We start from the raw sequence: 19073 nt of genomic DNA, 5'->3' as shown, positions 1-19073 counted from the left end.
GAGCCTTGCGCATCCACATCGACATCGACCAGTGCGACGGTCAGGGGCAGTGCAACCTCCAGGCTGCCGACCTGTATCTGATCGACGACGACGGCTTCGCCGCTCGCGCGGACTTCGAGGTGCCCGCCGGCGCCGAGGAGGCTGCGGAGCGCGGCGCCGCCAGCTGCCCGATGGCCGCCATCGACGTCCTGACGGACTGACGGACTGACGTCGTGACGGGTCTCGGCTTCGGCCTCTTCCAGCCTCAGCTCAAGACCGACGTCGCCACCATGATCTCCGCGGCGCAGGCCGCGGAGGCGTACGGTTTCGACTCGTTCTGGGTGATGGACCACCTGCTCGCCCCCGGCGCCCCACCCTGCGACACCCTGGAGAGCTGGACCCTGCTCACCGCCCTGGCCACCTCCACCTCCACCCTGCGGCTCGGCCACCTGGTCGGCTGCGCGCCGTTCCGGCACCCTTCGCTGCTGGCGAAGATGGCGGCCACGTTCGACCGGGTCAGCGGCGGCCGGCTCGAGCTCGGCCTGGGCTGGGGCTCGGTCGAGTCCGAGCTGACCGCCTTCGGCTTCGAGCCCGGCTCACGCCGAGAGCGCTCCGAGGCACTGGCCGAGACCTTGCAGATCCTCGACCTGATGTTCGCAGGGGATCCCTTCGACTTCGCAGGCAAGCACTTCACGCTCGCCGGCGCGTACGGCCTCCCCCGCCCGGTCCAGCCCCGCATCCCCGTCCACATCGGCGGTGGTGGAAAGCAGCTCACGATGCCGCTGGTCCGGGCGTACGCCGACTGGTGGAACTGCGTGGGCAGCGCCCGCGACCGCCTCGACGAGCTCGCGCCGCTGCGCGGAACGGCCCGGATCTCAGCCCAGTACGCGGTCGGCCTGGTCCACGACGAGGCCGACCGTGACGCTGTCGCCGCACGGATCGCCCGCCGGATGCCGGTCGCCGCGTGGGGCCAGCCGCTCGTCGGCACCCCCGCCGAGCTCATCTCCCTCTTCGAGACCGAGCGGGCCCGTGGCGTCGAGCTCGCCGTCGTACGCTTCGACGACTTCGGCTCGCCAGACACCCTGCGCCGCTTCGGAACCGAGGTCATCTCCACGCTCCGTGAGCGGTCATCCTGACCCGAGCAGGCCGAGCAACCGGCCGAGGACGTCGTCGAGCTCGCCGAGCGAGCAGGCGGCGGCGACGTAGCGGTCGGGCCGTACGACGTAGACCTCGTCATCCGGCCGCGCGAGATGGAGGTCGCGGAGCCCGCCGTCGAAGTCGTACACGTCGATCACGTCCGTCCCACCGGGCGCCGAGCCGCTCCTTGTCTCCGGGTCGAGCTGCCCCGCCCGCCGATAGGCCGGCGGCACGTGTCCCTGCACGACCGCGCCACCGTGGGCGCGTAACCGGGCGGCGAGCCGAGGCTCGAGCGCCTCGGCGACACCCGGCACCAGACCGACCAGCGCGAGCCGGCTCCCCAGGACGTCGTCGAGCCGCACCCGAGCGCCATCCAGCCGCTGCACCATGGGCTGCGGCAACGCGCGACCCACGAGCGAGCCCTTGTCGCTGCGGGGCGCCGTGACCACGAACCCGTCGCGGTAGCGTGGCACCGGCTTGTGCTTCATCTGCAGGATGTAGTCCCTGGCCCCGGGCAGTCGCTGAGCGCCGCGGAAGAAGGCGTTGCGCACCGCCTCCGTCACCCGGCTGCGCGGGTGGTAGAGGCGTCCGATGCCGGTCGCGAAGTCCACCATCTCCCGCGCCGCCTCACGACGCTCGGCGTCGTACGACGCGAGCAGCCCGGCGCCCGCCCTGCCCGTGAGCACGAAGCCGAGCTTCCAGGCCAGGTTCGTGACGTCACGGATGCCGGAGTTCATGCCCTGGCCGAAGAACGGCGGCTGGAGGTGGGCCGCGTCCCCGACAAGGAAGACCCGGCCGGCCTGAAACGTCTCGGCCGTACGCGAGTGGTGCCAGTAGACCCGTCGCCGCAGGATCCGGGGCACGGGCGAGTCCGGGTAGAACGGCTTCATCAGCCGCTCCACGGCCTCCTCCTCCGCCATCGACTCCGGGTCCTCGCCGTCGAGGATCTCGAACTCGAAACGGCGGTGGCCGAAGGGCAGCGGGATCGTCATGGAGGGCCGCTCGGGGGATGTGTAGACGGCGGAGTACGGAGCGTCCCAGGTGTCCTCCTCGACGTCGACCACCAGCCACTTCATCGGCGCGGTCTCGCCGCGCAGGGCCACCGAGGTGGCCTGCCGGACGAAGCTCTTCCCGCCGTCGGCGCCGACGACGTACCGGGCACGTGCCGCGAACCGCTCACCGCCCTCGGCGGCGACGACCGTGACGCCGTCGGCGTCCTGCCGCAGCTCGAGGGCGGTACAGCCAGTCCGCAGCTCCACGTTGTCGTACGCCTCGAGGCCGCGCCGCAGCAGGGTCTCGAGCGTCGGCTGGAAGAACAGGTTGCGGCGCGGCCACCCGTAGGGCCGGGCGCTGGGAGCGACGTGAGCCACGATCCGCTTGCGCGAGTCGAAGTAGCGGATCGGCGCGTTGCGTACCGCGGTGTCGAGCACGGCCTCGGCCATCCCGAACGACTGCAGGGTCCGGATCGCCTCGTCATCGATCCCGACCGCCCGCGGCTCGTCGCTCACATCCGGCTCGCGGTCGATCACCAGCACCGAGAGGCCATGGCCGGCTAGCAGGTTGGCGAGGGTCGCGCCGGACGGCCCGGCGCCGACGATCACGACGTCCCGCTCGATCGTCTGCACCGCGCTTGCTTCCATGTGCCGCTCCGCCTACGGTCGGGCGCCGCGACTAGCTGCCGAGTCGCAGGCCGGCCGCGCGGGAGCCGAAGATGTCGGTGCCCAGGACGATCCCGAGCTTGTCGGCGTCCCAGCGCTTGCCGCCGTTGGAGACCGTGGCGACCGGGGACCATGCCTTGAGCAGGGAGATGTTCTCGCCCACCGCGCGGATGACCTGGCCGCTGACGTGGCCGGCCTCGGGGCTGGCCAGCCAGGCGACCACCGGGGAGCCGAGGGAGGGGTCCTTCGGGTCGAACTCGTCCTCGGCGAGCTCGCCGGGCTCGATCGCGGGCGCGGAGCCGGGCATCGATGCCGACATCCGGGTGCGGCCGCCGGGGCTGATCGCGTTGACGGTGACGCCGATCGAGGCGAGCTCGAGGCTGAGGGTCTGGGTCAGACCGACGATCGCGGCCTTGGCTGCGCTGTAGTTGGTCTGCCCGAAGTGACCGAGCAGGCCGGCGCCGGAGGTGGTGTTGATGATCCGGCCGTAGACGGGACCGCCGGAGACCTTCGACTCCGCGCGCCAGCGCTTCGCGACCGCGCGGCTGGTCAGCCAGGTGCCGCGTACGTGGACGCGCATGACGAGGTCGAAGTCGTCGACGCTCATGTTCCAGATCGCCTTGTCGCGCACGATGCCGGCGTTGTTGACCACGATGTCGAGGCGACCGAGCTGCTCGTACGCCCGCGCGACCGTCTCCTCGACAGCCGCCTCGTCGCCGACGTCGCTGAAGTCCGGGACGGCGCTGCCGCCGCGGTCCTTGATGATCTGCACGACCTCGTCGGCGACCTTGCCGGTGCCTTCGCCGTCCAGCGAGGTGCCGAGGTCGTTGACGATGACCGTGGCGCCCTGCTTGGCCAGCTCCAGCGCGTGGCCCCGGCCGATGCCGTGACCGGCGCCGGTGACCAGCGCGACCTTTCCTTCGAGCAGTCCGCTCATGTGTGCATGTCTCCTTGTGTCGAAACGGTTCGGTGGATCAGCTGGCAGGGCGGAAGACGATCGCGTCGAGCTCGTCGCTCAGCGCCCGGAAGTCGACCTCGACGGCCATCCCGACACTGAGAGCCTCCGGGTCGCAGCCCTCGATGTTCGTCATCAGCCGAGGGCCCTCCTCGAGCTCGACCATCGCCGCGACGTACGGCAGCCTCTCCTTGAACGGCGGCAGATCGTTCACGTAGACGGTCGAGTAGGTGTAGAGCGTGCCGCGCCCGGAGGCCTCGATCGCCTCGACGTCCTCGCTCCAGCACGACGGGCAGAACGGCCGCGGATAGTGGTGCACCTTCTCGCAAGCACGACACCGCGCGATCAGGAGGCGACCGGCCTTGGCGGCCTCCCAGTAGGGCCGGGTCGCCGACTCGACGGTGGGCAGGTCGGCGCGCGGTTTGGCACTCTGACTCATTGCGAACTCCTCACCAGCCGACGAAGTCGGCGGGCCGCTTCTCGACGAAGGCGCGTACGCCCTCCTTGGCATCCTCCGAGTAGGACTGGACCTCCTGGGCCATCGCCTCGGCGACGAACGATCCGGTCCGGTCGGTGTCCGGGGCGTCGTTGATCAGCCGCTTGGTCAGGCCGATCGCGGTGGTCGGCCCGCCGGCCAGGCGAGCGATGAGCTCGTCGGCCGTCGCATCGAGCTCGCCGGCCGGGACCACCCGGTTGACCAGGCCCAGACTCAGCGCTTCCGCAGCGGGCAGCTTCTCCCCGAAGAACGCCATCTCCTTGGCCTTGGCCGGCCCGATCCGCCGGGCCAGCAGATACGCACCGCCGCCGTCCATGACCAGACCGCGCTTCACGAACGCCTCGGCGAAGTAGGCCGTCTCGGCGGCCACGACCAGGTCAGCGGCGTACGCCAGGTGGGCGCCGATCCCCGCCGCCCCGCCCTGCACGACGGCGAGGACCGGCTTGCTGCAGTCGAGGACGGAGGCGACCAGCGTCTGCGCCCCGCCCATGATGGTGCGCATCGGGTCGGTCGCCCGCTTGACGTTCTTGGCATGGCCGTCGGCGAGGCGTACGACGTCCGCGCCGGAGCAGAAGTGGCGGCCGTTGGCGCGCAGCACGACGACGCGTACGTCGTGGTCGGTATGCGCCTCGGTGAACAGCCGGATCAGCGTGTTGCGGTCCTCGGGGCGCAGCGCGTTCGCCCGGTCGGGACGGTTGATCGTGATGGTGAGCACGCCGGCCTCGGTGCTGTGCAGCACCGCGGCCTCTTGCTCGACAGCGGTGTCGATCACAGGGTCGGTCATCGGCGCTCCTCAGCGGGGCGTGTAGGTCGCCTGCAGGTGCTTGACCCCGTGCAGGAAGTTGGATCGCAGCAGGTCGGGCTCACCGGCGGCCGCCAGGTCGGGCAGTTCCTCGAAGAGGATCTTGAACAGCACCTGGAGCTCGAGCCGGGCCAGGTGCGCGCCGAGGCAGAAGTGCGGCCCGGCCGCCCCGAAGGCGACGTGCGGGTTGGGGTTGCGGGTGACGTCGAAGGTGTAGGGGTCCTCGAAGACGGACTCGTCGCGGTTGCCGGAGTTGTAGAAGAGCACCACCTTCTCCCCCTTCGTGAGCTCCTGTTCACCGAGCATGACCCCGTCGCGCGCCACCGTGCGCCGGAAGTGGATCACCGGCGTCGCCCACCGGAAGATCTCCTCGACCGCGGAGACGGCGTACGTGTCGTAGTCGGCGCGCCACAGCTCACGCTGGTCGGGGTGGTCGGTGAGCGCGATCAGACCGTGGGTGATCGCGTTGCGGGTGGTCTCGTTGCCGGCGCCGACCAGCAGGATGAAGAACTTCGCCATCTCGGCCGGGGTGAGGTTCTCGTCATCGGCCGCGACCAGCTGGCTGATCACGTCACCGGTGGGGTTCGCGATCCGGTCCTTGGCGAGATCCTCGAGCAGCTCGATCAGGCCGACGCTGGCCGCGGTGACCGCCTTGTTGATCCCGGCGCCGGTCTGGTCGGGGATGTACTCGGCGTCGCTGGCACCGAGGATCACGTTGGTGGCCTCGAAGATGAACTGCTCGTGCTCGCGCGGGATGCCGAGCATGTTGCTGATGATCCGCAGGGGGAGGGGGGCGGCCAAGTCGGTGACGAAGTCACAGCGCCCGTCGGCGGGCAGCTCGGAGATGATCTCGCGGACCGTGTCCTCGATGTCGGAGCGCAGTGCCTGCAGCGACCGCACCGTGAAGCCGCGGGAGACGATCTTGCGCAGCCGAGCGTGCTCGGGGTTGTCCATGTCGATGATCGAGCCGCGGTACTCCCGCAGCTCGGCCGGCTGGTCGAAGATCTGGGTGCCGCCGTCCCCCGAGGTGAAGTCCTCGGGACGACGGCTGACCTCGAGGATGTCCTCGTGGCGCGTCAGGGCCCAGAAGCCCGACTCGCTCTGAGCGCTGACCCGGACGAACGGCCGGGGGTCCTCGCGACGGTGGCGGGCGAACGTACGCTCGCGCTCATCCGCGTCGGCGTGCCACCAGCTGAGATCGTTGAGTGGACTCGACGCGAGCGACTCTGCTCCGGACATGTGGCAACGCTCCTGCAGGGTTGAGGTTGGACGGACGGCCGATCAGCGGCCGCCACTTCCGATTCTGGCAGTTGTGTCACTTTTTGACAAGGCCCAGGCTCGGCTTGATGTGCCCCTTTGCCGACGATCGACGGGCCACCAAACTGGCGCTAATGTCACCTTCAGAGGAGGTCGCCGACGATCTCCGACCCAGAGAGGCCGATACCCCGATGAGCGACCAGAATCCCGATCCCTACGACTCCCCCGCCCTGGTGATCAGCGAGTGCCAGGTAGGCATCCTGGAGCCGGGCCGATCCGTGACCGGCGGCCTGGCCGAGCAGGCAGAGATCCGTGGCATCGTCGACCGCATCGGCACGCTCGCGAACCTGTTCCGCGAACGCGGCCTCCCGGTCGTGCACTGCCTCATCGAGCACCGCGCCGACCAGATCGGCATGCTGCCCAACTCCTACCTCGGCGCGATGGCGCTTCGGTCGAGGACGATGACCGCCGGCACGCGCGACGTGGCCGTGCCTGCCGCGCTCGGGCCGAAGCCCTCCGACATCGTCAGCAGCCGTGCCACCGGCCTGACCGCCTTCTACGGCACCGACCTGGACGCCATGCTGCGCCACTGCCGGGTCCGCACCCTGGTCCTGACCGGCGTCTCGACCAACGTGGCACTGCCCGGACTCGCGATGGAGGCCGTCAACCGCGGCTACGACGTCGCCCTCGCCGAGGACTGCACCGCCGGCTCCTCGGCCGAGGCCCACGAGTTCTTCGTACGCAACCAGCTCGCCCTTCTCGCCCGCATCACCACCGCCGCCGACGTCGCCGCCCGCCTTCCATAGACTCCCGACGATATCGTCAGAATCCATGCCCATCAAGGCACTTTTCCTCCCGCTTTTGGCTTGTGTCAACCGTGCCAAACGCAGTTGACAAAAGCGCCAGCCACCTTTCCATTTCGATGTGACTCCCACTACATTGCGGGTACCAGCGCAGATCATGAGCGCGTGATTCAGCACCGCAGCGACCCTCTCGCGACAAGTGAGTCGAGCCGGTGCGCGAAGGAGCAGATGATGTCGGTGACCCAGGATGTGACGCTCGGCGAGACTCGGATGCTGATCGACGGAGAGCTTGTCGAGGCGACATCTGGCAGAACGTTCGCCAACGTCAACCCAGCAACCGAAGAGACCATCGGCCAGGTGGCCGACGGGGCGGCGGTCGAGATGGACAGGGCGATCACGGCTGCCCGGCGAGCCTTCGACGAGACCGACTGGTCGACCAACCATGCCTTCCGCAAGCGCGGCCTCGAGCAACTGCAGGAGGCGCTGGAGTCGGAGCGCGAGCAGTTCCGGGCCGAGCTGGTCGCCGAGGCCGGTACGCCGGTGGTGGTGACCTACATGGCCCAGCTCGACTGGCCGCTGGCCGACGGCCTGCTGTGGCCCGCCAAGGAGATCGAGCAGTTCGGCTGGGAGCGCGAGCTACCGCAGAGCAGCCTGGCCGGGATGAACAGCCGGCGGCTGGTCTGGAAGGAGGCCATCGGCGTCGTCGGCGCGATCGTGCCGTGGAACTACCCGTTCGAAGTCCTCATCGGCAAGCTCGGCCCGATCCTGGCCACGGGCAACACGGTCGTGGTCAAGCCCGCCCCCGACACTCCGTGGAACGCGACCAGGGTGGGGCGGCTCATTGCGGAGAAGACCGACATCCCGCCGGGGGTGGTCAACATCGTGACCTCCTCCGACCACCTGGTCGGCGAGCTCCTCACCCTCGACCCGCGGGTCGACCTGATCTCCTTCACCGGCTCCACCGTCACCGGGAAGCGGATCATGGAGAAGGGCGCCGCCACGCTCAAGCGAGTGTTCCTGGAGCTGGGCGGGAAGTCGGCGGCGATCATCCTCGACGACGCGGACTTCGCCTCCACCGTGCCGGCCGGGATGAGCGTGTGCATGCACGCGGGCCAAGGATGCGCGATGCAGACCCGGATGCTGCTCCCCCGCTCACGCTATGACGAGGGTGTGGAGCTGATCACCGCTGCGATGCGACAGGTTCCGTGGGGCGACCCCACCGACCCGAGCATGTTCATGGGCCCCTTGATCAGCGCTCGCCAGCATGAGCGGGTCACCGGCCTAATCCGCACCGGGATCGAGGAAGGGGCGAAGCTCGTCGTGGGCGGCCCGGACCGCCCCGCCGGCCAGGACAAGGGGTTCTTCGTCGAGCCGACCCTCTTCGTGGACGTCGACAACGCGATGACGATCGCCCAGGAGGAGATCTTCGGACCCGTGCTCGCGGTGATCCCCTACGACGATGACGACGACGCGGTCCGGATCGCCAACGACAGCAGGTACGGCCTCTCCGGAGCGGTCCATGGCTCCCCCGAGCGAGCGATGTCGGTCGCCCGTCGGGTCCGCACGGGTTCGCTCGCGGTCAACAACAGCCTCTGGTACGGCGCCGACTCGCCCTACGGCGGCTACAAGACCAGCGGGCTCGGGCGACAGAACGGGATCGAGGGGTTCGAGCAGTACCTCGAGACCAAGGCCGTCTCGTTCCCCGTCCAGCCCTGATCACCACCTCCAGAGAAGGAGTCATCCCATGACCAGTCGCCTTGAAGGCAAGGTCGCATTCATCACCGGCGCCGCGCGGGGGCAGGGCCGCAGCCATGCGGTGCGGCTCGCGGAGGAGGGCGCCGACATCATCGCCGTCGACCTGTGCGAGCAGATCGAGTCCAACCCCTACCCGCTGGCCACCCCGGAGGACCTGGAGGAGACCGTCCGCCTGGTCAAGGATCTCGGCCGCAACATCGTCGCCAGCAAGGCAGACGTACGCGAGCGCGACCAGCTCCGCGACGCGCTCGACGCCGGCGTCTCCGAGCTCGGCCGCCTCGACATCGTCGTGGCCAACGCCGGCATCCTGCCGATGGCGATGGGCGACCCCGACCCGCTCGACTTCGTCGACGTCACCGACGTCGACCTGGTCGGCGTGATGAACACCGTCGCCGTCGCGATCCCGCACCTGCAGGCGTACGCCTCGATCGTGGTCACCGGATCGACGGCCGCGATGCTGCCGAACACGACGGACAACCCCGCGATGGGCCCGGGCAGCGCCGGTTACGGCTGGTCGAAGAAGACGCTCATCGGTTACACCGAGCAGATGGCGCTGCACCTGGCATCGCAGTTCATCCGGGTCAACTGCGTCCACCCCACCAACGTCAACACCCACCTGCTCCACAACGACGGCATCTACCAGCAGTTCCGCCCCGACCTCGAGCACCCGACCCGCGAGGATGCCGAGCCGGCCTTCAACATGTTCCAGGCGATGCCGATCCCCTACGTCGAGCCGGTCGACATCTCCAACCTGGTGCTCTTCCTGGCCTCGGACGAGGCCCGCTACATCACCGGCCAGCAGATCCGCGTCGACGCCGGCTCGCTGCTCAAGTTCCCGAGCGGCCCGGCCTGATCGACCGTACGAAGCCCGATGCCGAGTCGGCGCGTCATGACGCGCCGACTCGGCAGATTGTTGCTCAGGAGACGACGACTCGAGCGGAGGCGACGTTGGTGATCAGCCGGTTGACCTGGGTGATGTCGCCGTCGCGCTGGGAGCGTACGCGGGCGGTGACGAAGTAGGTGCCGGGCTGGTCGTAGGTGTGGGCGGTCTTGAAGGTGAGCGCTCTGTCCTTGCCGCTGACCTCGTGGGCATACGGGAAGGAGCCCCAGCCGTCCCAGTCCCACTCGACCGACACGATCGTGCCGGCACCCGGAGGCGCCTCGGTCTCGACGACGAGGTCGACGGCCTCGCCGGCGGCGACCTCCGCACGGGCGCCGCCGTTCGCGGTGACCGCGATGACCGGCTGGATCCCGCCGCGCTCGGCGGCCGAGGCGGGCAGCTTGATCTGCCCGTCGACCCAGTCGAAGGCGGTGTTCGGCGGGGCCTCGCCACCCTCGGTCCAGGCGATCAGGTCGGCGAGGCCCTGCTCGATGATCGGGAAGTAGTCGATCAGCCAGGTCGCGGTGGCCCGGCTCGAGGAGTTCGGCAGGTAGGACGGCGGGATGTGCTCCGCGTTCTGGGTCCACTGCAGCCGGTAGTGGTCCGCGGCGAACTCCTCACCCCCGGTGGCCAGGACGGCGTCGCGGTAGATGAGCCCCTGACCCGGCCACAACGAGGAGTCATGGGTGTGGTGCATCCACAGCAGCTTGCCCGAGTAGTGGCCGGTGTAGGAGACGCCCATCAGCGGTGACATCAGCGGCACCGGGTGCTGGGCGTAGAGCGGCGCACCGTCGTGGCGCAGCGAGTCGAACTGCGGGTCGTCCATCAGGTGGTGGCGGTGGAAGTAGCAGAAGGCGAGGAACTTCCGGTTGTCGACGTGCACGCCGTCGCCGGCCTCCACGCCCTCGAACCGCAGCAGGTTGGCCTCACCGTGGCCGTCGCAGGCGAACAGGTCACCGACGGTGCTGATCGCGTACAGCTGGCGCCCGGCGGCCTTCCCGCTGGTGAGCTTGATGCCGGCGCCCAGCCGGAAGCCGTCCGGCAGCCCCTTGATCTCCAGGGCGTACGCCATGTCCATGCCGGCCTCGCCGGCCATCAGCCCGGCCATGGTCTTCGTCATCGCGTACTCGGGCCCCTCGAAGGCGGGGTCGGCGAGCAGGTCGCGGACAGTCACGACCCGGGTGACCGTGGTCTCCACGTCGATGATGTCGGGCTCGACCGCGGAGGGCAGGTCGTGGCCGATGTATCCGGGCTCGGTCCAGAAGCTCTCGAAGTACGTCGGATCCTGCTCGACCAGGAGGTCGGCGATCGACGACCACAGCCAGATCTGGCCCATCGGGGTGAAGATCATGAACTCGTTGCCGTGCGGGAAGCCCTGCCGGTAGAGGCTGGCCAGCTCCTCGGCGCGGTGGGAGTCGAGCCCCGCGAACGGGTTTCCGCTGCCACCGGGCTGCATCGCATCGATCAGCCGGGCCGAAGTCGCCGAGTCGCGCAGCAGCCGCTGGACGTTGAACATGCAGGCGAAGCTCATCACCTGCGCGCCCTTGATCCGCTCGGTCGCCGGGAAGGGACGCACGTCGCCACCACCCATGAACGGCATCGCGCCGTCGAAGACGTCGGGGGCGTTCTCGAGCACCAGCGGCGAGCGCCGCCCGCCGCCGCTGCCGCCCCACACATAGGAGTGGTGCGGCTCGTCGCCGTAGACCTGCTTGGCGACGTACTTGGAGAAGCGGGCGCCCTCTACGGCTGCCCGCCAGCCGTAGAGGGTGGGGTCCTCGCCTCCGACGGGATCGATGTCGTCGCCGATGTGGCCCATGTTGGTCTCGACCATGTAGCCGCCGACGCGGGTGGTGAGCGGCAGGCCGCCCATCGCCTCACCGAGCGCGCCGCCGAAGAAGTCCTCGTGGCCGGCGTGGGCGCCCTCCATCGGCATGACCAGGCGGCCCTGCCACTGCTCCTCGGGCGGGAAGTAGAAGGTGAATCGGGTGTCACAGTCGGCGAAGCCGCCGTGGATGTGACGGTGCGGGACCGGGAGGTCGCGCTCTTCGTCGAGGTCGATGTACGGAGCACCGAAGTGCCCGTCGGTGACCTGGTAGCTCGCGGTGTCCAGCGAAGAGGGGTTGGTGGTCATTGGTGGTCCTTCCCTGCGAGGGCAGAGTCGGCCGGCGATGCGCCAATTGGTGCACGAGTCGGCTCTGAAGCACGTGCTTGCCCGACCGACTCTGACGCTTTCGTCATGTGTTGTCAACGGCCCTTCGCCAGCTATCTGGCAAACGTGTGAACACTGTTGACTGCGGGCCAGTATGTGACTACGCTCACGCGAAATCCGCCCACTTCTTGCGGCGCCTGCGGGGATAACTCGCCACTGCGATCAACTCGAGTGAAGAGGCGCCACCTCGGCGCGACCAACTCTCCACCAAGCCCCTCCGGACCCGAGAACGCGCCACTCAGGACCCGATCTGACACTTTCGATAACTTCCGTGGCGGCGGAGCCGCGTCGGTCGATCGCTCCCCGGATGCGCAGGACCCCGCGCGGTGGTCCATCATGCTGCGATGGGAGATCCCGTGACCGCAGCCCCGGCCCCGCGCCCCGGTCTGAGCACCGAGCTCATCGTCGACACCGCGCTTCGGCTCATCGCACGCGACGGCGCCGACACCCTCTCGATGCGACAGCTCTCCGCCGAGCTCGGCGTCTCGCTCGGCGCGACCTACCGCCACGTCGCCAGCAAGGACGAGTTGCTCGTGCTCTGCGGACGCAGGCTCTACACCCGCAGCTACCTCGAACGCGTTCCAGGATCCGATCCGCTGGCCTGGGTACGCGACCAGGTGATGCACTTCTACGACCTGCTCCGGGCGCACCCGGGCATGGCCGACCACACGCTCTTCGCCGGCAACCTCGACCCGGATCTCTCCGCGGCCGTCCGGGCGTCGCTGGTGGAGGCGGGCCACAGCGAGGCGAACGTCGAGAAGGTCGGCCTGATCCTCACGCTCTACACCGCAGGTGCGCTGATGGCAGCCAACCGACCGACGTCGCCCCATCCAGCGAGCAACACGAGGGAGCTGATCGTGTCCGGGATCGACTTCATCCTGCGCAGCTACGCCTCCGACGAGCCGGGCAGCGCCCGCCCGTCGGAGGCGTAGAAAGGTCGTAGCGAGAAGCCGCTCAGGCGAGCGCCGCCTCCTGCTCAGCCCCCGAGGCGGCGTCCCCGTTGATCGAGAAACCGCCGTCGACGGTGACCATACTGCCCGTCGCGAAGGCTGCCTCGTCCGAGGCGAGCCAGGTGGCGGTATAGGCGATGTCCATCGGGTTGCCGATCCTGGTCAGCCGCCCACCGCCCTTGTGTCCGCCGATGTCACCCTTGAGTGCGACGACCCGGCCGACCAGGATGCAGTTGGCCCGGATGCCGTCCTCGCTGCCCTCGGCGGCGAGCGAGCGGGTCAGGCTGTTGACGCCACCCTTGGCTGCCGCGTACGCACTGAAGCCTTTGAAGCCGGCCACCGACTGGCCCGAGGAGATGTTGACGATCGAGGCGCCGTCCGCCTGCGCCAGGTGGGGCCAGGCGTACTTGCAGGCCCAGAAGAGGTTGCCCGTCAGTGTGCCGGACAGGATCGCCTCCCATTCCTCGGTGGAGTACTCGTGCAGCGGCTTCACGCTCGTGGCGACGGCGCCGGTGGGCGCGGCGTTGTTGACCAGGGTGCTGAGCCCGCCGAACCTGGCCACGGTCGCCTCGACGACCTCCCGCACGCTGGCCTCGGAGGTCACGTCGAGCTCGAAGAACTCCGCGTCGCCGCCCGCCTCCAGGATCCGGTCGACCACCTTCTTGCCCCTGTCGAGGGTGCGTCCGGTGACCGCGACCTTCGCCCCCTCGGAGGCGAAGTGTTCCGCGATCGAGCGCCCGATCCCCCGCGTCGAGCCGGTGACCAGCGCGACCCTGCCATTCAATCTGTTACCCACTGCAGATCCTCTCGTACATCGCCAGTGCGCTGTGATGTCAGGCGCCCGATCTCAGGGCGCCGCGGTCTCGAGCTCCTCGCGCAGGGAGGCGCGCAGCTCCTCCATGGCAACCAGCCGGCGCCGGACCATCGCGATCGCCGACTCGGGATCGGGCCCCGCCGACCCGGCCTCCAGCCGCGCGAGCCGCTCCCGGACGAGGACGATCTCCTCGTCGAGCCGCTCGGCGGCTTCGTCCTTGGTCAGCAGGTCCTGGTCGACCCAGTCGGGAGCGTCGATGTCCTTCTCAGGCATCGTGGTCCGCCTCAGGCCCGCGGGAAGTTGTACAGCTTGCGGGCATTGAGCTCGACGATCTGGTGCGCCTCGTCGTCGGGCACGTCCTGCAGGAGCTTCGCGGCGTACTCCCGGCTGTTGGGCCAGTTGGAGTCCGAGTGCGGGTAGTCGCACTCCCACAGGATGTTGTCGATGCCGATCTGGTGGCGGCGCGCGATGCCCTCGAAGTCGTCGATGTAGCAGCCGTACATGTGCTCGCGGAAGAGGTCAGAGGGGCGGACCTCCTTGTTGACGTTCTGGTACCAGCGGTGCCGTTCCCAGGTCAGGTCGATGCGCTCGAGGAGGTAGGGCATCCAGCCGATGCCACCCTCGGAGAGCGCGACCTTCAGGCTGGGGAACTTGTAGAACACCGGCGAGAAGAGCAGGTCGGCGGTCGCGTCCATCGAGTTCGTGCCGAAGAGCGCGATCATGACCGCCATCGGCGCCTCAGGCGAGGTGATCGGCGGCTTGCCCGAAGAGCCGAAGTGCATGCACAGGGGCAGGTTGCACTCCTCGGCCGCACGGAAGACGGGGTCCCAGTGGTCGGTGTAGAACGAGGGCAGACCCAGGCTCACGGTGTTCTCGGGGAAGGTGATCGCCTTGACGCCCTTCGCGGCGCAACGGTAGATCTCCTTGGCGGCCAGCTGCGGGTCCCACAGCGGCAGGATCATCATCGGGATGATCCGGTCGGGCGCGCTCGCGGCCCACTCGTCGAGGTGGAAGTCGTTCCAGGCCTGCACCGAGAGCAGGGCGAGCTCGCTGTCGTCGTGCTCGAGGAAGACGGTGCCGGCGAAGCGCGGAAACGACGGGAAGCACATCGCGGCCTGGACGCCGTCGATGTCCATGTCGGCCACGCGCGCCTTGATGTCGTAGCAGCCCGGCAGCATGTCGGAGTAGCGGGTCGGTTCCATGCCGTAGTCCTGCGGCTTCTTACCGGCGACCGCGTTCAGACCGATGTTGGGGTAGATGCGACCCTCGTAGTTCCACACCTCGGCCAGGCGCGGCGCCTTCACGGCCTCCCCCTCCTTGCCGTTGCGGGAGGCGTCGATCAGGGCGGCCGAGAGACCCTCGTCACCGTGGGCCTTGCTCATGTCCATCTCGACGATGCGAGGGCCCTGATCGAGGAACTTCTTGGGGAGGCGGTCGCTCCACAGGTTCTTGGGCTCGATCAGGTGATCGTCCACGGAGATGAGTTGCATGTGGTCCTGGAGCGGCATGGAGCCTCCTCGATAGGGTCGGGGCAGCCCCAGGCGCAGCTGTCGCACGCGTCAGATCACGGGGCTTCTGACACCTCGTACATTAGTGAGCGCAATCACATCGGTCAATGGCGACCGCTTGATTCACCGAAAATCGACGTGCCTTCCGCGAACGCTCCGCCGTCGTGATCCCGCCACTCTGACGGCTTGTGCAACTTTCTCAACCTCCTCGGCGGCCACCTCGTCAGCTGCGCACGAAAGCGTCCTCGATGCGGCGGTGCCGTTCCTTGACCGAGTCGAGGGTCTCCGGATGCGTGATCACATAGAGGTCACGACGGGCGATTCCGGCCAGGGTGATCTCCGCGACGGCCTCCGCACCCAGGAGGCCGGGACGGTCGGGCATCTCGTTCGTCGACGCGGCCGCTCGCGCCTCCGCGCCGGGCCGGTTGCGCTCGCTGTCGGCGATGCCGGTCCGCACCATCGCTGGGAGGAGAACCCCCACCCCAAGGCTCGAGTCCCGTGCCCGCAGCTCCTGGTCCAGCGTCTCCGTGAGGGCCACGACCGCGAATTTCGATGCGGAGTACGCCGCCAGGCCAGGCCCGTTGCGCAGGCCGGCGATCGAGGCGGTGTTGAGCAGGAAGCCGTCCGCCGACGTGCTCTCGAGGAGTGGGACGAAGGTGCGCATGCCATGGATGACGCCCCACAGGTTGACGTCCAGCACCCAGGCGAAGTCGTCCTCGCTCAGCTCATGGAAGGGCGCGATCCGCGCGACGCCGGCATTGTTGATCACGAGATCCACCCGCCCGTGCCGACCGATCACCTCCCCGGCGAGCCGCTCCACGTCGGCGGCTCGACTGACGTCGGTGAGTATGCCCACGGCTCCGAGCTCGGCCGCGGCGCGATCGAGCGCGGGCTGCTCGACATCGGCGATCACCACCGCAGCGCCCTCGCGACTCATCGCCCGCGCGAGCGCATACCCGATGCCTGATGCGCCGCCGGTGACCACGGCGACCCTGCCGTCCATGGATCCCGGCTCCCTCCCCTCGGCCCCGCTCATCTCGCCCCGTCCGCGCCGAGGCCGCGCAGCACGAACGCCGCCACCTCGTCGATCTCCTCGCGCGTCGGCACCGTCTTCGTCCACAGCTGGCGGCGCATGGCACCCAGCACCAGGTCCGAGACACAGTCGGCGCTCACCTGATCACCGCCGAGCGAGATGACCGGGTCGAGAACGAGGGCACTGATCGGAGCGAGCAGCTCGGCCTGGTTCGCGCCCTCGACAGCGCCCGCCTGGTGGAGGTAGCCGAGGACCGAGCGGCTGGTCTCGGCAGCATCGACGGCGCTGACCTGGCGCAGGACCATGCGCACCCAGACCCGGATCTGGTCACGCGGGTCATCGATCTCGCCCATCCGGGCACGCGCGGTCTCGGCGACCCGGAGCACCCCCCGTTCGAGCACGGCCAGAACCAGCTCGTCCTTGCTCCCGAAGGTCTTGTAGAGGGTCTGGTTGGAGATTCCTGCCGCTGCCACGATGTCCGAGACCGACGGCATCACCGGTGCGGACCGCTCGATCAGCCCGAGCGTGATCTCCAGGATCCGGTCGACCTCCTCAGCCGCCGAGCGTCGCTGGCTCTCGAGGCGGCGCTCGGTGGCCCGGGCAGCACGCTCGCCCGACCCCATGACACTCGTTGGTGGTATATCTTTCTTCACTGAGAGTAATCCGATTCTGTTCTGAGGAGACCAATGACTTCCGGAAGCCATGAGACCACAGAGCCGAGGCACGAGGCCACCATGGGCTCGCCCTTCGACCTCTTCAGCCTCGAGGGGAAGGTCGCACTGGTCACCGGCGGCAGCCGGGGCCTCGGCCGCCAGATGAGTCTGGCCTTCGCCCGGGCCGGAGCCGACGTGATCGTCACCAGCCGTAAGCTCGAGGCCTGCGAGGAGGTCGTCGCCGAGATCACCTCGACCACCGGCCGCCGCGGTCTCGCCTACGGCTGCCACCTGGGCCGCTGGGACGAGATCGAAGGGCTGGTCGACACGGCGTACGACCGCTTCGGCCGGGTCGATGTCCTGGTCAACAACGCCGGCATGTCACCGGTCTACGACAAGGTCACCGACGTGACCGAGAGGATGTACGACAGCGTCCTCAACCTCAACCTCAAGGGACCCTTCCGGCTGACCCAGCTGGTCGGGACGCGGATGAAGGAGCAGGGCTCGGGCAGCATCATCAACGTGAGCAGCACCGGGTCGCTGCGCCCGATGGGCTCGATCATCCCGTACGCCGCGGCGAAGAACGGCCTCAACGCGATGACCGAGGGTTTCGCCGACCTCCTCGGGCCCGAGGTCCGGGTCAACACGCTGATGCCGGGGCAGTACCTCACCGACGTCGCCGGCGCCTGGGACATGGAGCACACCAACAAGATGGCCGCTCGGTTGCACCTGGAGCGGGTCGGCAACCCGCCGGAGATCATCGGGGCCGCGCTGTTCCTGGCCAGTGCCGCCTCCAGCTACACCTCAGGAACGATCGTCCGCTCGGACGGCGGCATCCCGTAGGCCCTAGCCGAGTCGGCGCGTCATGACGCGCCGACTCGGCGTTCTGGTCCTCAGCTGTCCAGGCCCAGCTTCTCGCGGGCGGCGGCCAGCTTCGAGGGGATGTGGTCGGTCGGCCACAGACCGTCGGCAGCGGCGTACTCCTTGAGGACGGCACGGGCGACCTGGCGCAGGTGCACCTCGGTCGGGCCGTCGACCAGGCCCATCACCGGGGCGGTGACCCACATCTTGGCCAGCGGCGTGTCCTGGGTGACCCCCAGGGCTCCGTGCACCTGGATGGCGCGCTGGACGATGTCGTGGAGCACCTTCGGGGTGAGGAACTTGATCGCACTGATGTCCTTGCGGCACTGCGCGTAGTCCTGCGTCTTGTCGATCAGCCAGGCCGTCCGCAGGACGAAGAGCCGGAACTGGGTGAGCTGGGCGTACGACTCGGCGATGTAGGTCTGGACGGTCTCGCGCTCGGCGAGCCGGCGGCCGCGGGTCACCCGGCTCAGGGCGCGCTCGCACATCATGTCGAGGGCACGCTGGGCCAGCCCGACGGTACGCATCGCGTGATGCACCCGCCCGCCGCCCAATCGCACCTGGGCGACCTGGAAGGCCTTGCCCTCCGCGCCCAGGAGCGCGGTGGCCGGCACCCGGACGTTGTCATAGTGGATATAGCCCTCCGAGCCCTCGGCGGCCGGCTCGTGGATGAGGGCGAGGCTGCGCTCGATGGTGACGCCAGAGGTGTCGGCCGGGACCAGGAACATCGACATCCCCTCGTGTGGGCCGGCATCCTTGTCGGTGTAGGCCATCACGATGAAGAAGGTCGCGTAGCGCGCGTTGGAGGAGAAGAACTTCCAGCCGTTGATCACCCACTCGTCCCCGTCGCGGACGGCGGTGGTCTCGAATCCTGAGACGTCGGCGCCGCCCTGAGGCTCGGTCATCGAGTAGCAGGAGAAGATCTCGCCGTCCAGCAGCGGCTGCAGGTACGTCGCCTTCTGCTCGGGCGTGCCGAAGTGGGCGATGATCTCGGCGTTGCCGGTGTCCGGGGCCTGAGTGCCGAAGACGACCGGAGCCCAGGTCGAGCGGCCGAGGATCTCGTTGAGCAGCGCGAGCCTGAGCTGGCCGTAGCCCTGCCCGCCGAGCTCGGGCTCGAGGTGGCAGGCCCACAGGCCCTGGTCGCGGACCTGCTGTTTGAGCGGGTCGACGACGCGGCGGTGCTCGTCGTCGAGCGGCTTGTAGTTGTCGTGCGGCCAGACCAGGTCGAGCGGCTCGACCTCCTCGCGCACGAACTCGGCGACCCAGTCCAGCTTCTTCTGGAAGTCGGGATCGGTCTCGAAGTCCCAGGTCATGACGTACTCC

The 19073-nt window shown here is 68.9% G+C and carries 19 protein-coding genes; 7 read left to right on the top strand and 12 right to left on the bottom strand.

What is annotated here, in order from left to right:
* Positions 1 to 5: 5 nt before the first annotated feature.
* Complete coding sequence (locus ABT304_RS13940) at positions 6 to 200, top strand: ferredoxin (RefSeq protein ID WP_350715978.1); 195 nt, start codon at positions 6 to 8, stop codon at positions 198 to 200.
* A gap of 12 nt (positions 201 to 212) precedes the next feature.
* On the top strand, positions 213 to 1115 hold the full coding sequence (locus ABT304_RS13935) for an LLM class flavin-dependent oxidoreductase (RefSeq protein ID WP_350715976.1): 903 nt from the start codon (positions 213 to 215) through the stop codon (positions 1113 to 1115).
* Here the strand turns inward: ABT304_RS13935 and ABT304_RS13930 are convergent.
* From ABT304_RS13930 to ABT304_RS13910, 5 genes are read right to left on the bottom strand one after another with little or no spacing between them, the layout of a single operon-like run.
* On the bottom strand, positions 1107 to 2756 hold the full coding sequence (locus tag ABT304_RS13930; protein WP_350715975.1) for a bifunctional 3-(3-hydroxy-phenyl)propionate/3-hydroxycinnamic acid hydroxylase: 1650 nt from the start codon (positions 2754 to 2756) through the stop codon (positions 1107 to 1109). The genes ABT304_RS13935 and ABT304_RS13930 overlap by 9 nt on opposite strands.
* Before the next feature lie 31 nt (positions 2757 to 2787).
* Entirely contained in the window at positions 2788 to 3711 is a 924-nt protein-coding gene (locus ABT304_RS13925; protein ID WP_350715973.1) for an SDR family NAD(P)-dependent oxidoreductase, read from the bottom strand.
* A 37-nt stretch (positions 3712 to 3748) separates the two neighbouring features.
* Positions 3749 to 4168, bottom strand: a complete 420-nt coding sequence (locus tag ABT304_RS13920; protein WP_179658671.1) for a Zn-ribbon domain-containing OB-fold protein — start codon at positions 4166 to 4168, stop codon at positions 3749 to 3751.
* A 10-nt stretch (positions 4169 to 4178) separates the two neighbouring features.
* A complete protein-coding gene (locus ABT304_RS13915; RefSeq protein WP_350715971.1) occupies positions 4179 to 5009 on the bottom strand; it encodes an enoyl-CoA hydratase/isomerase family protein in 831 nt (276 codons plus the stop codon).
* A 9-nt stretch (positions 5010 to 5018) separates the two neighbouring features.
* Positions 5019 to 6266, bottom strand: coding sequence for a cytochrome P450 (locus tag ABT304_RS13910; protein WP_350715969.1), 1248 nt, complete (start codon positions 6264 to 6266; stop codon positions 5019 to 5021).
* 209 nt (positions 6267 to 6475) lie between these two features.
* Here ABT304_RS13910 and ABT304_RS13905 point away from each other — a divergent pair, with 209 nt between their 5' ends.
* The 3 genes from ABT304_RS13905 to ABT304_RS13895 all read left to right on the top strand — a co-directional run bounded on the left by ABT304_RS13905 (position 6476) and on the right by ABT304_RS13895 (position 9695).
* Positions 6476 to 7090, top strand: a complete 615-nt coding sequence (locus tag ABT304_RS13905; RefSeq protein WP_350715967.1) for a cysteine hydrolase family protein — start codon at positions 6476 to 6478, stop codon at positions 7088 to 7090.
* Between the two features lie 228 nt (positions 7091 to 7318).
* Complete coding sequence (locus ABT304_RS13900; RefSeq protein WP_350715965.1) at positions 7319 to 8803, top strand: aldehyde dehydrogenase family protein; 1485 nt, start codon at positions 7319 to 7321, stop codon at positions 8801 to 8803.
* Positions 8804 to 8831: 28 nt separating this feature from the next.
* Positions 8832 to 9695, top strand: a complete 864-nt coding sequence (locus ABT304_RS13895) for a mycofactocin-coupled SDR family oxidoreductase (protein WP_350715964.1) — start codon at positions 8832 to 8834, stop codon at positions 9693 to 9695.
* 64 nt (positions 9696 to 9759) lie between these two features.
* Here the strand turns inward: ABT304_RS13895 and ABT304_RS13890 are convergent, their stop codons facing one another.
* Positions 9760 to 11853, bottom strand: coding sequence for a PKD domain-containing protein (locus tag ABT304_RS13890; protein WP_350715962.1), 2094 nt, complete (start codon positions 11851 to 11853; stop codon positions 9760 to 9762).
* A gap of 434 nt (positions 11854 to 12287) precedes the next feature.
* On the opposite strand from ABT304_RS13890, the gene ABT304_RS13885 reads away from it, so the two are divergent.
* Positions 12288 to 12863 (top strand): TetR/AcrR family transcriptional regulator, encoded by a 576-nt coding sequence (locus ABT304_RS13885; protein ID WP_350715960.1) that lies wholly within the window; start codon positions 12288 to 12290, stop codon positions 12861 to 12863.
* A 22-nt stretch (positions 12864 to 12885) separates the two neighbouring features.
* On the opposite strand, the gene ABT304_RS13880 is transcribed toward ABT304_RS13885, so the two are convergent.
* The 5 genes from ABT304_RS13880 to ABT304_RS13860 form a co-directional block, all read right to left on the bottom strand.
* Positions 12886 to 13677 (bottom strand): SDR family oxidoreductase, encoded by a 792-nt coding sequence (locus tag ABT304_RS13880; RefSeq protein ID WP_179658677.1) that lies wholly within the window; start codon positions 13675 to 13677, stop codon positions 12886 to 12888.
* Positions 13678 to 13728: 51 nt separating this feature from the next.
* On the bottom strand, positions 13729 to 13968 hold the full coding sequence (locus tag ABT304_RS13875; RefSeq protein ID WP_350715959.1) for a hypothetical protein: 240 nt from the start codon (positions 13966 to 13968) through the stop codon (positions 13729 to 13731).
* An 11-nt stretch (positions 13969 to 13979) separates the two neighbouring features.
* Positions 13980 to 15203 (bottom strand): amidohydrolase family protein, encoded by a 1224-nt coding sequence (locus ABT304_RS13870; protein WP_350715957.1) that lies wholly within the window; start codon positions 15201 to 15203, stop codon positions 13980 to 13982.
* Positions 15204 to 15426: 223 nt separating this feature from the next.
* Entirely contained in the window at positions 15427 to 16206 is a 780-nt protein-coding gene (locus ABT304_RS13865; RefSeq protein ID WP_350715956.1) for an SDR family NAD(P)-dependent oxidoreductase, read from the bottom strand.
* Between the two features lie 29 nt (positions 16207 to 16235).
* Positions 16236 to 16859 (bottom strand): TetR/AcrR family transcriptional regulator, encoded by a 624-nt coding sequence (locus tag ABT304_RS13860; RefSeq protein ID WP_350715954.1) that lies wholly within the window; start codon positions 16857 to 16859, stop codon positions 16236 to 16238.
* A gap of 63 nt (positions 16860 to 16922) precedes the next feature.
* Here ABT304_RS13860 and ABT304_RS13855 point away from each other — a divergent pair, with 63 nt between their 5' ends.
* The gene (locus ABT304_RS13855; protein ID WP_350715953.1) at positions 16923 to 17732 is read left to right on the top strand and encodes an SDR family NAD(P)-dependent oxidoreductase; all 810 of its coding nucleotides are present in this window, start codon (positions 16923 to 16925) and stop codon (positions 17730 to 17732) included.
* 50 nt (positions 17733 to 17782) lie between these two features.
* On the opposite strand, the gene ABT304_RS13850 is transcribed toward ABT304_RS13855, so the two are convergent.
* Positions 17783 to 19063 carry an acyl-CoA dehydrogenase family protein gene (locus ABT304_RS13850; RefSeq protein WP_350715951.1) on the bottom strand — a complete coding sequence of 427 codons (1281 nt, stop codon included), beginning with the start codon at positions 19061 to 19063 and terminating at the stop codon, positions 17783 to 17785.
* Positions 19064 to 19073 lie beyond the last annotated feature (10 nt).

The sequence above is a fragment of the Nocardioides sp. NPDC000445 genome (assembly GCF_040300245.1).
Classification (GTDB): Bacteria; Actinomycetota; Actinomycetes; order Propionibacteriales; family Nocardioidaceae; genus Nocardioides.
This window is presented reverse-complemented; position numbering and strand designations above follow the sequence as displayed.

Bases quoted from the DNA above. Each gene is read 5' to 3' on its own strand.
- ABT304_RS13930 (WP_350715975.1), bottom strand. From the start codon at position 2,756: ATGGAAGCAAGCGCGGTGCAGACGATCGAGCGGGACGTCGTGATCGTC.
- ABT304_RS13925 (WP_350715973.1), bottom strand. From the start codon at position 3,711: ATGAGCGGACTGCTCGAAGGAAAGGTCGCGCTGGTCACCGGCGCCGGT.
- ABT304_RS13920 (WP_179658671.1), bottom strand. From the start codon at position 4,168: ATGAGTCAGAGTGCCAAACCGCGCGCCGACCTGCCCACCGTCGAGTCG.
- ABT304_RS13915 (WP_350715971.1), bottom strand. From the start codon at position 5,009: ATGACCGACCCTGTGATCGACACCGCTGTCGAGCAAGAGGCCGCGGTG.
- ABT304_RS13910 (WP_350715969.1), bottom strand. From the start codon at position 6,266: ATGTCCGGAGCAGAGTCGCTCGCGTCGAGTCCACTCAACGATCTCAGC.
- ABT304_RS13905 (WP_350715967.1), top strand. From the start codon at position 6,476: ATGAGCGACCAGAATCCCGATCCCTACGACTCCCCCGCCCTGGTGATC.
- ABT304_RS13900 (WP_350715965.1), top strand. From the start codon at position 7,319: ATGTCGGTGACCCAGGATGTGACGCTCGGCGAGACTCGGATGCTGATC.
- ABT304_RS13895 (WP_350715964.1), top strand. From the start codon at position 8,832: ATGACCAGTCGCCTTGAAGGCAAGGTCGCATTCATCACCGGCGCCGCG.
- ABT304_RS13890 (WP_350715962.1), bottom strand. From the start codon at position 11,853: ATGACCACCAACCCCTCTTCGCTGGACACCGCGAGCTACCAGGTCACC.
- ABT304_RS13875 (WP_350715959.1), bottom strand. From the start codon at position 13,968: ATGCCTGAGAAGGACATCGACGCTCCCGACTGGGTCGACCAGGACCTG.
- ABT304_RS13870 (WP_350715957.1), bottom strand. From the start codon at position 15,203: ATGCCGCTCCAGGACCACATGCAACTCATCTCCGTGGACGATCACCTG.
- ABT304_RS13865 (WP_350715956.1), bottom strand. From the start codon at position 16,206: ATGGACGGCAGGGTCGCCGTGGTCACCGGCGGCGCATCAGGCATCGGG.
- ABT304_RS13860 (WP_350715954.1), bottom strand. From the start codon at position 16,859: ATGGGGTCGGGCGAGCGTGCTGCCCGGGCCACCGAGCGCCGCCTCGAG.
- ABT304_RS13855 (WP_350715953.1), top strand. From the start codon at position 16,923: ATGACTTCCGGAAGCCATGAGACCACAGAGCCGAGGCACGAGGCCACC.
- ABT304_RS13850 (WP_350715951.1), bottom strand. From the start codon at position 19,063: ATGACCTGGGACTTCGAGACCGATCCCGACTTCCAGAAGAAGCTGGAC.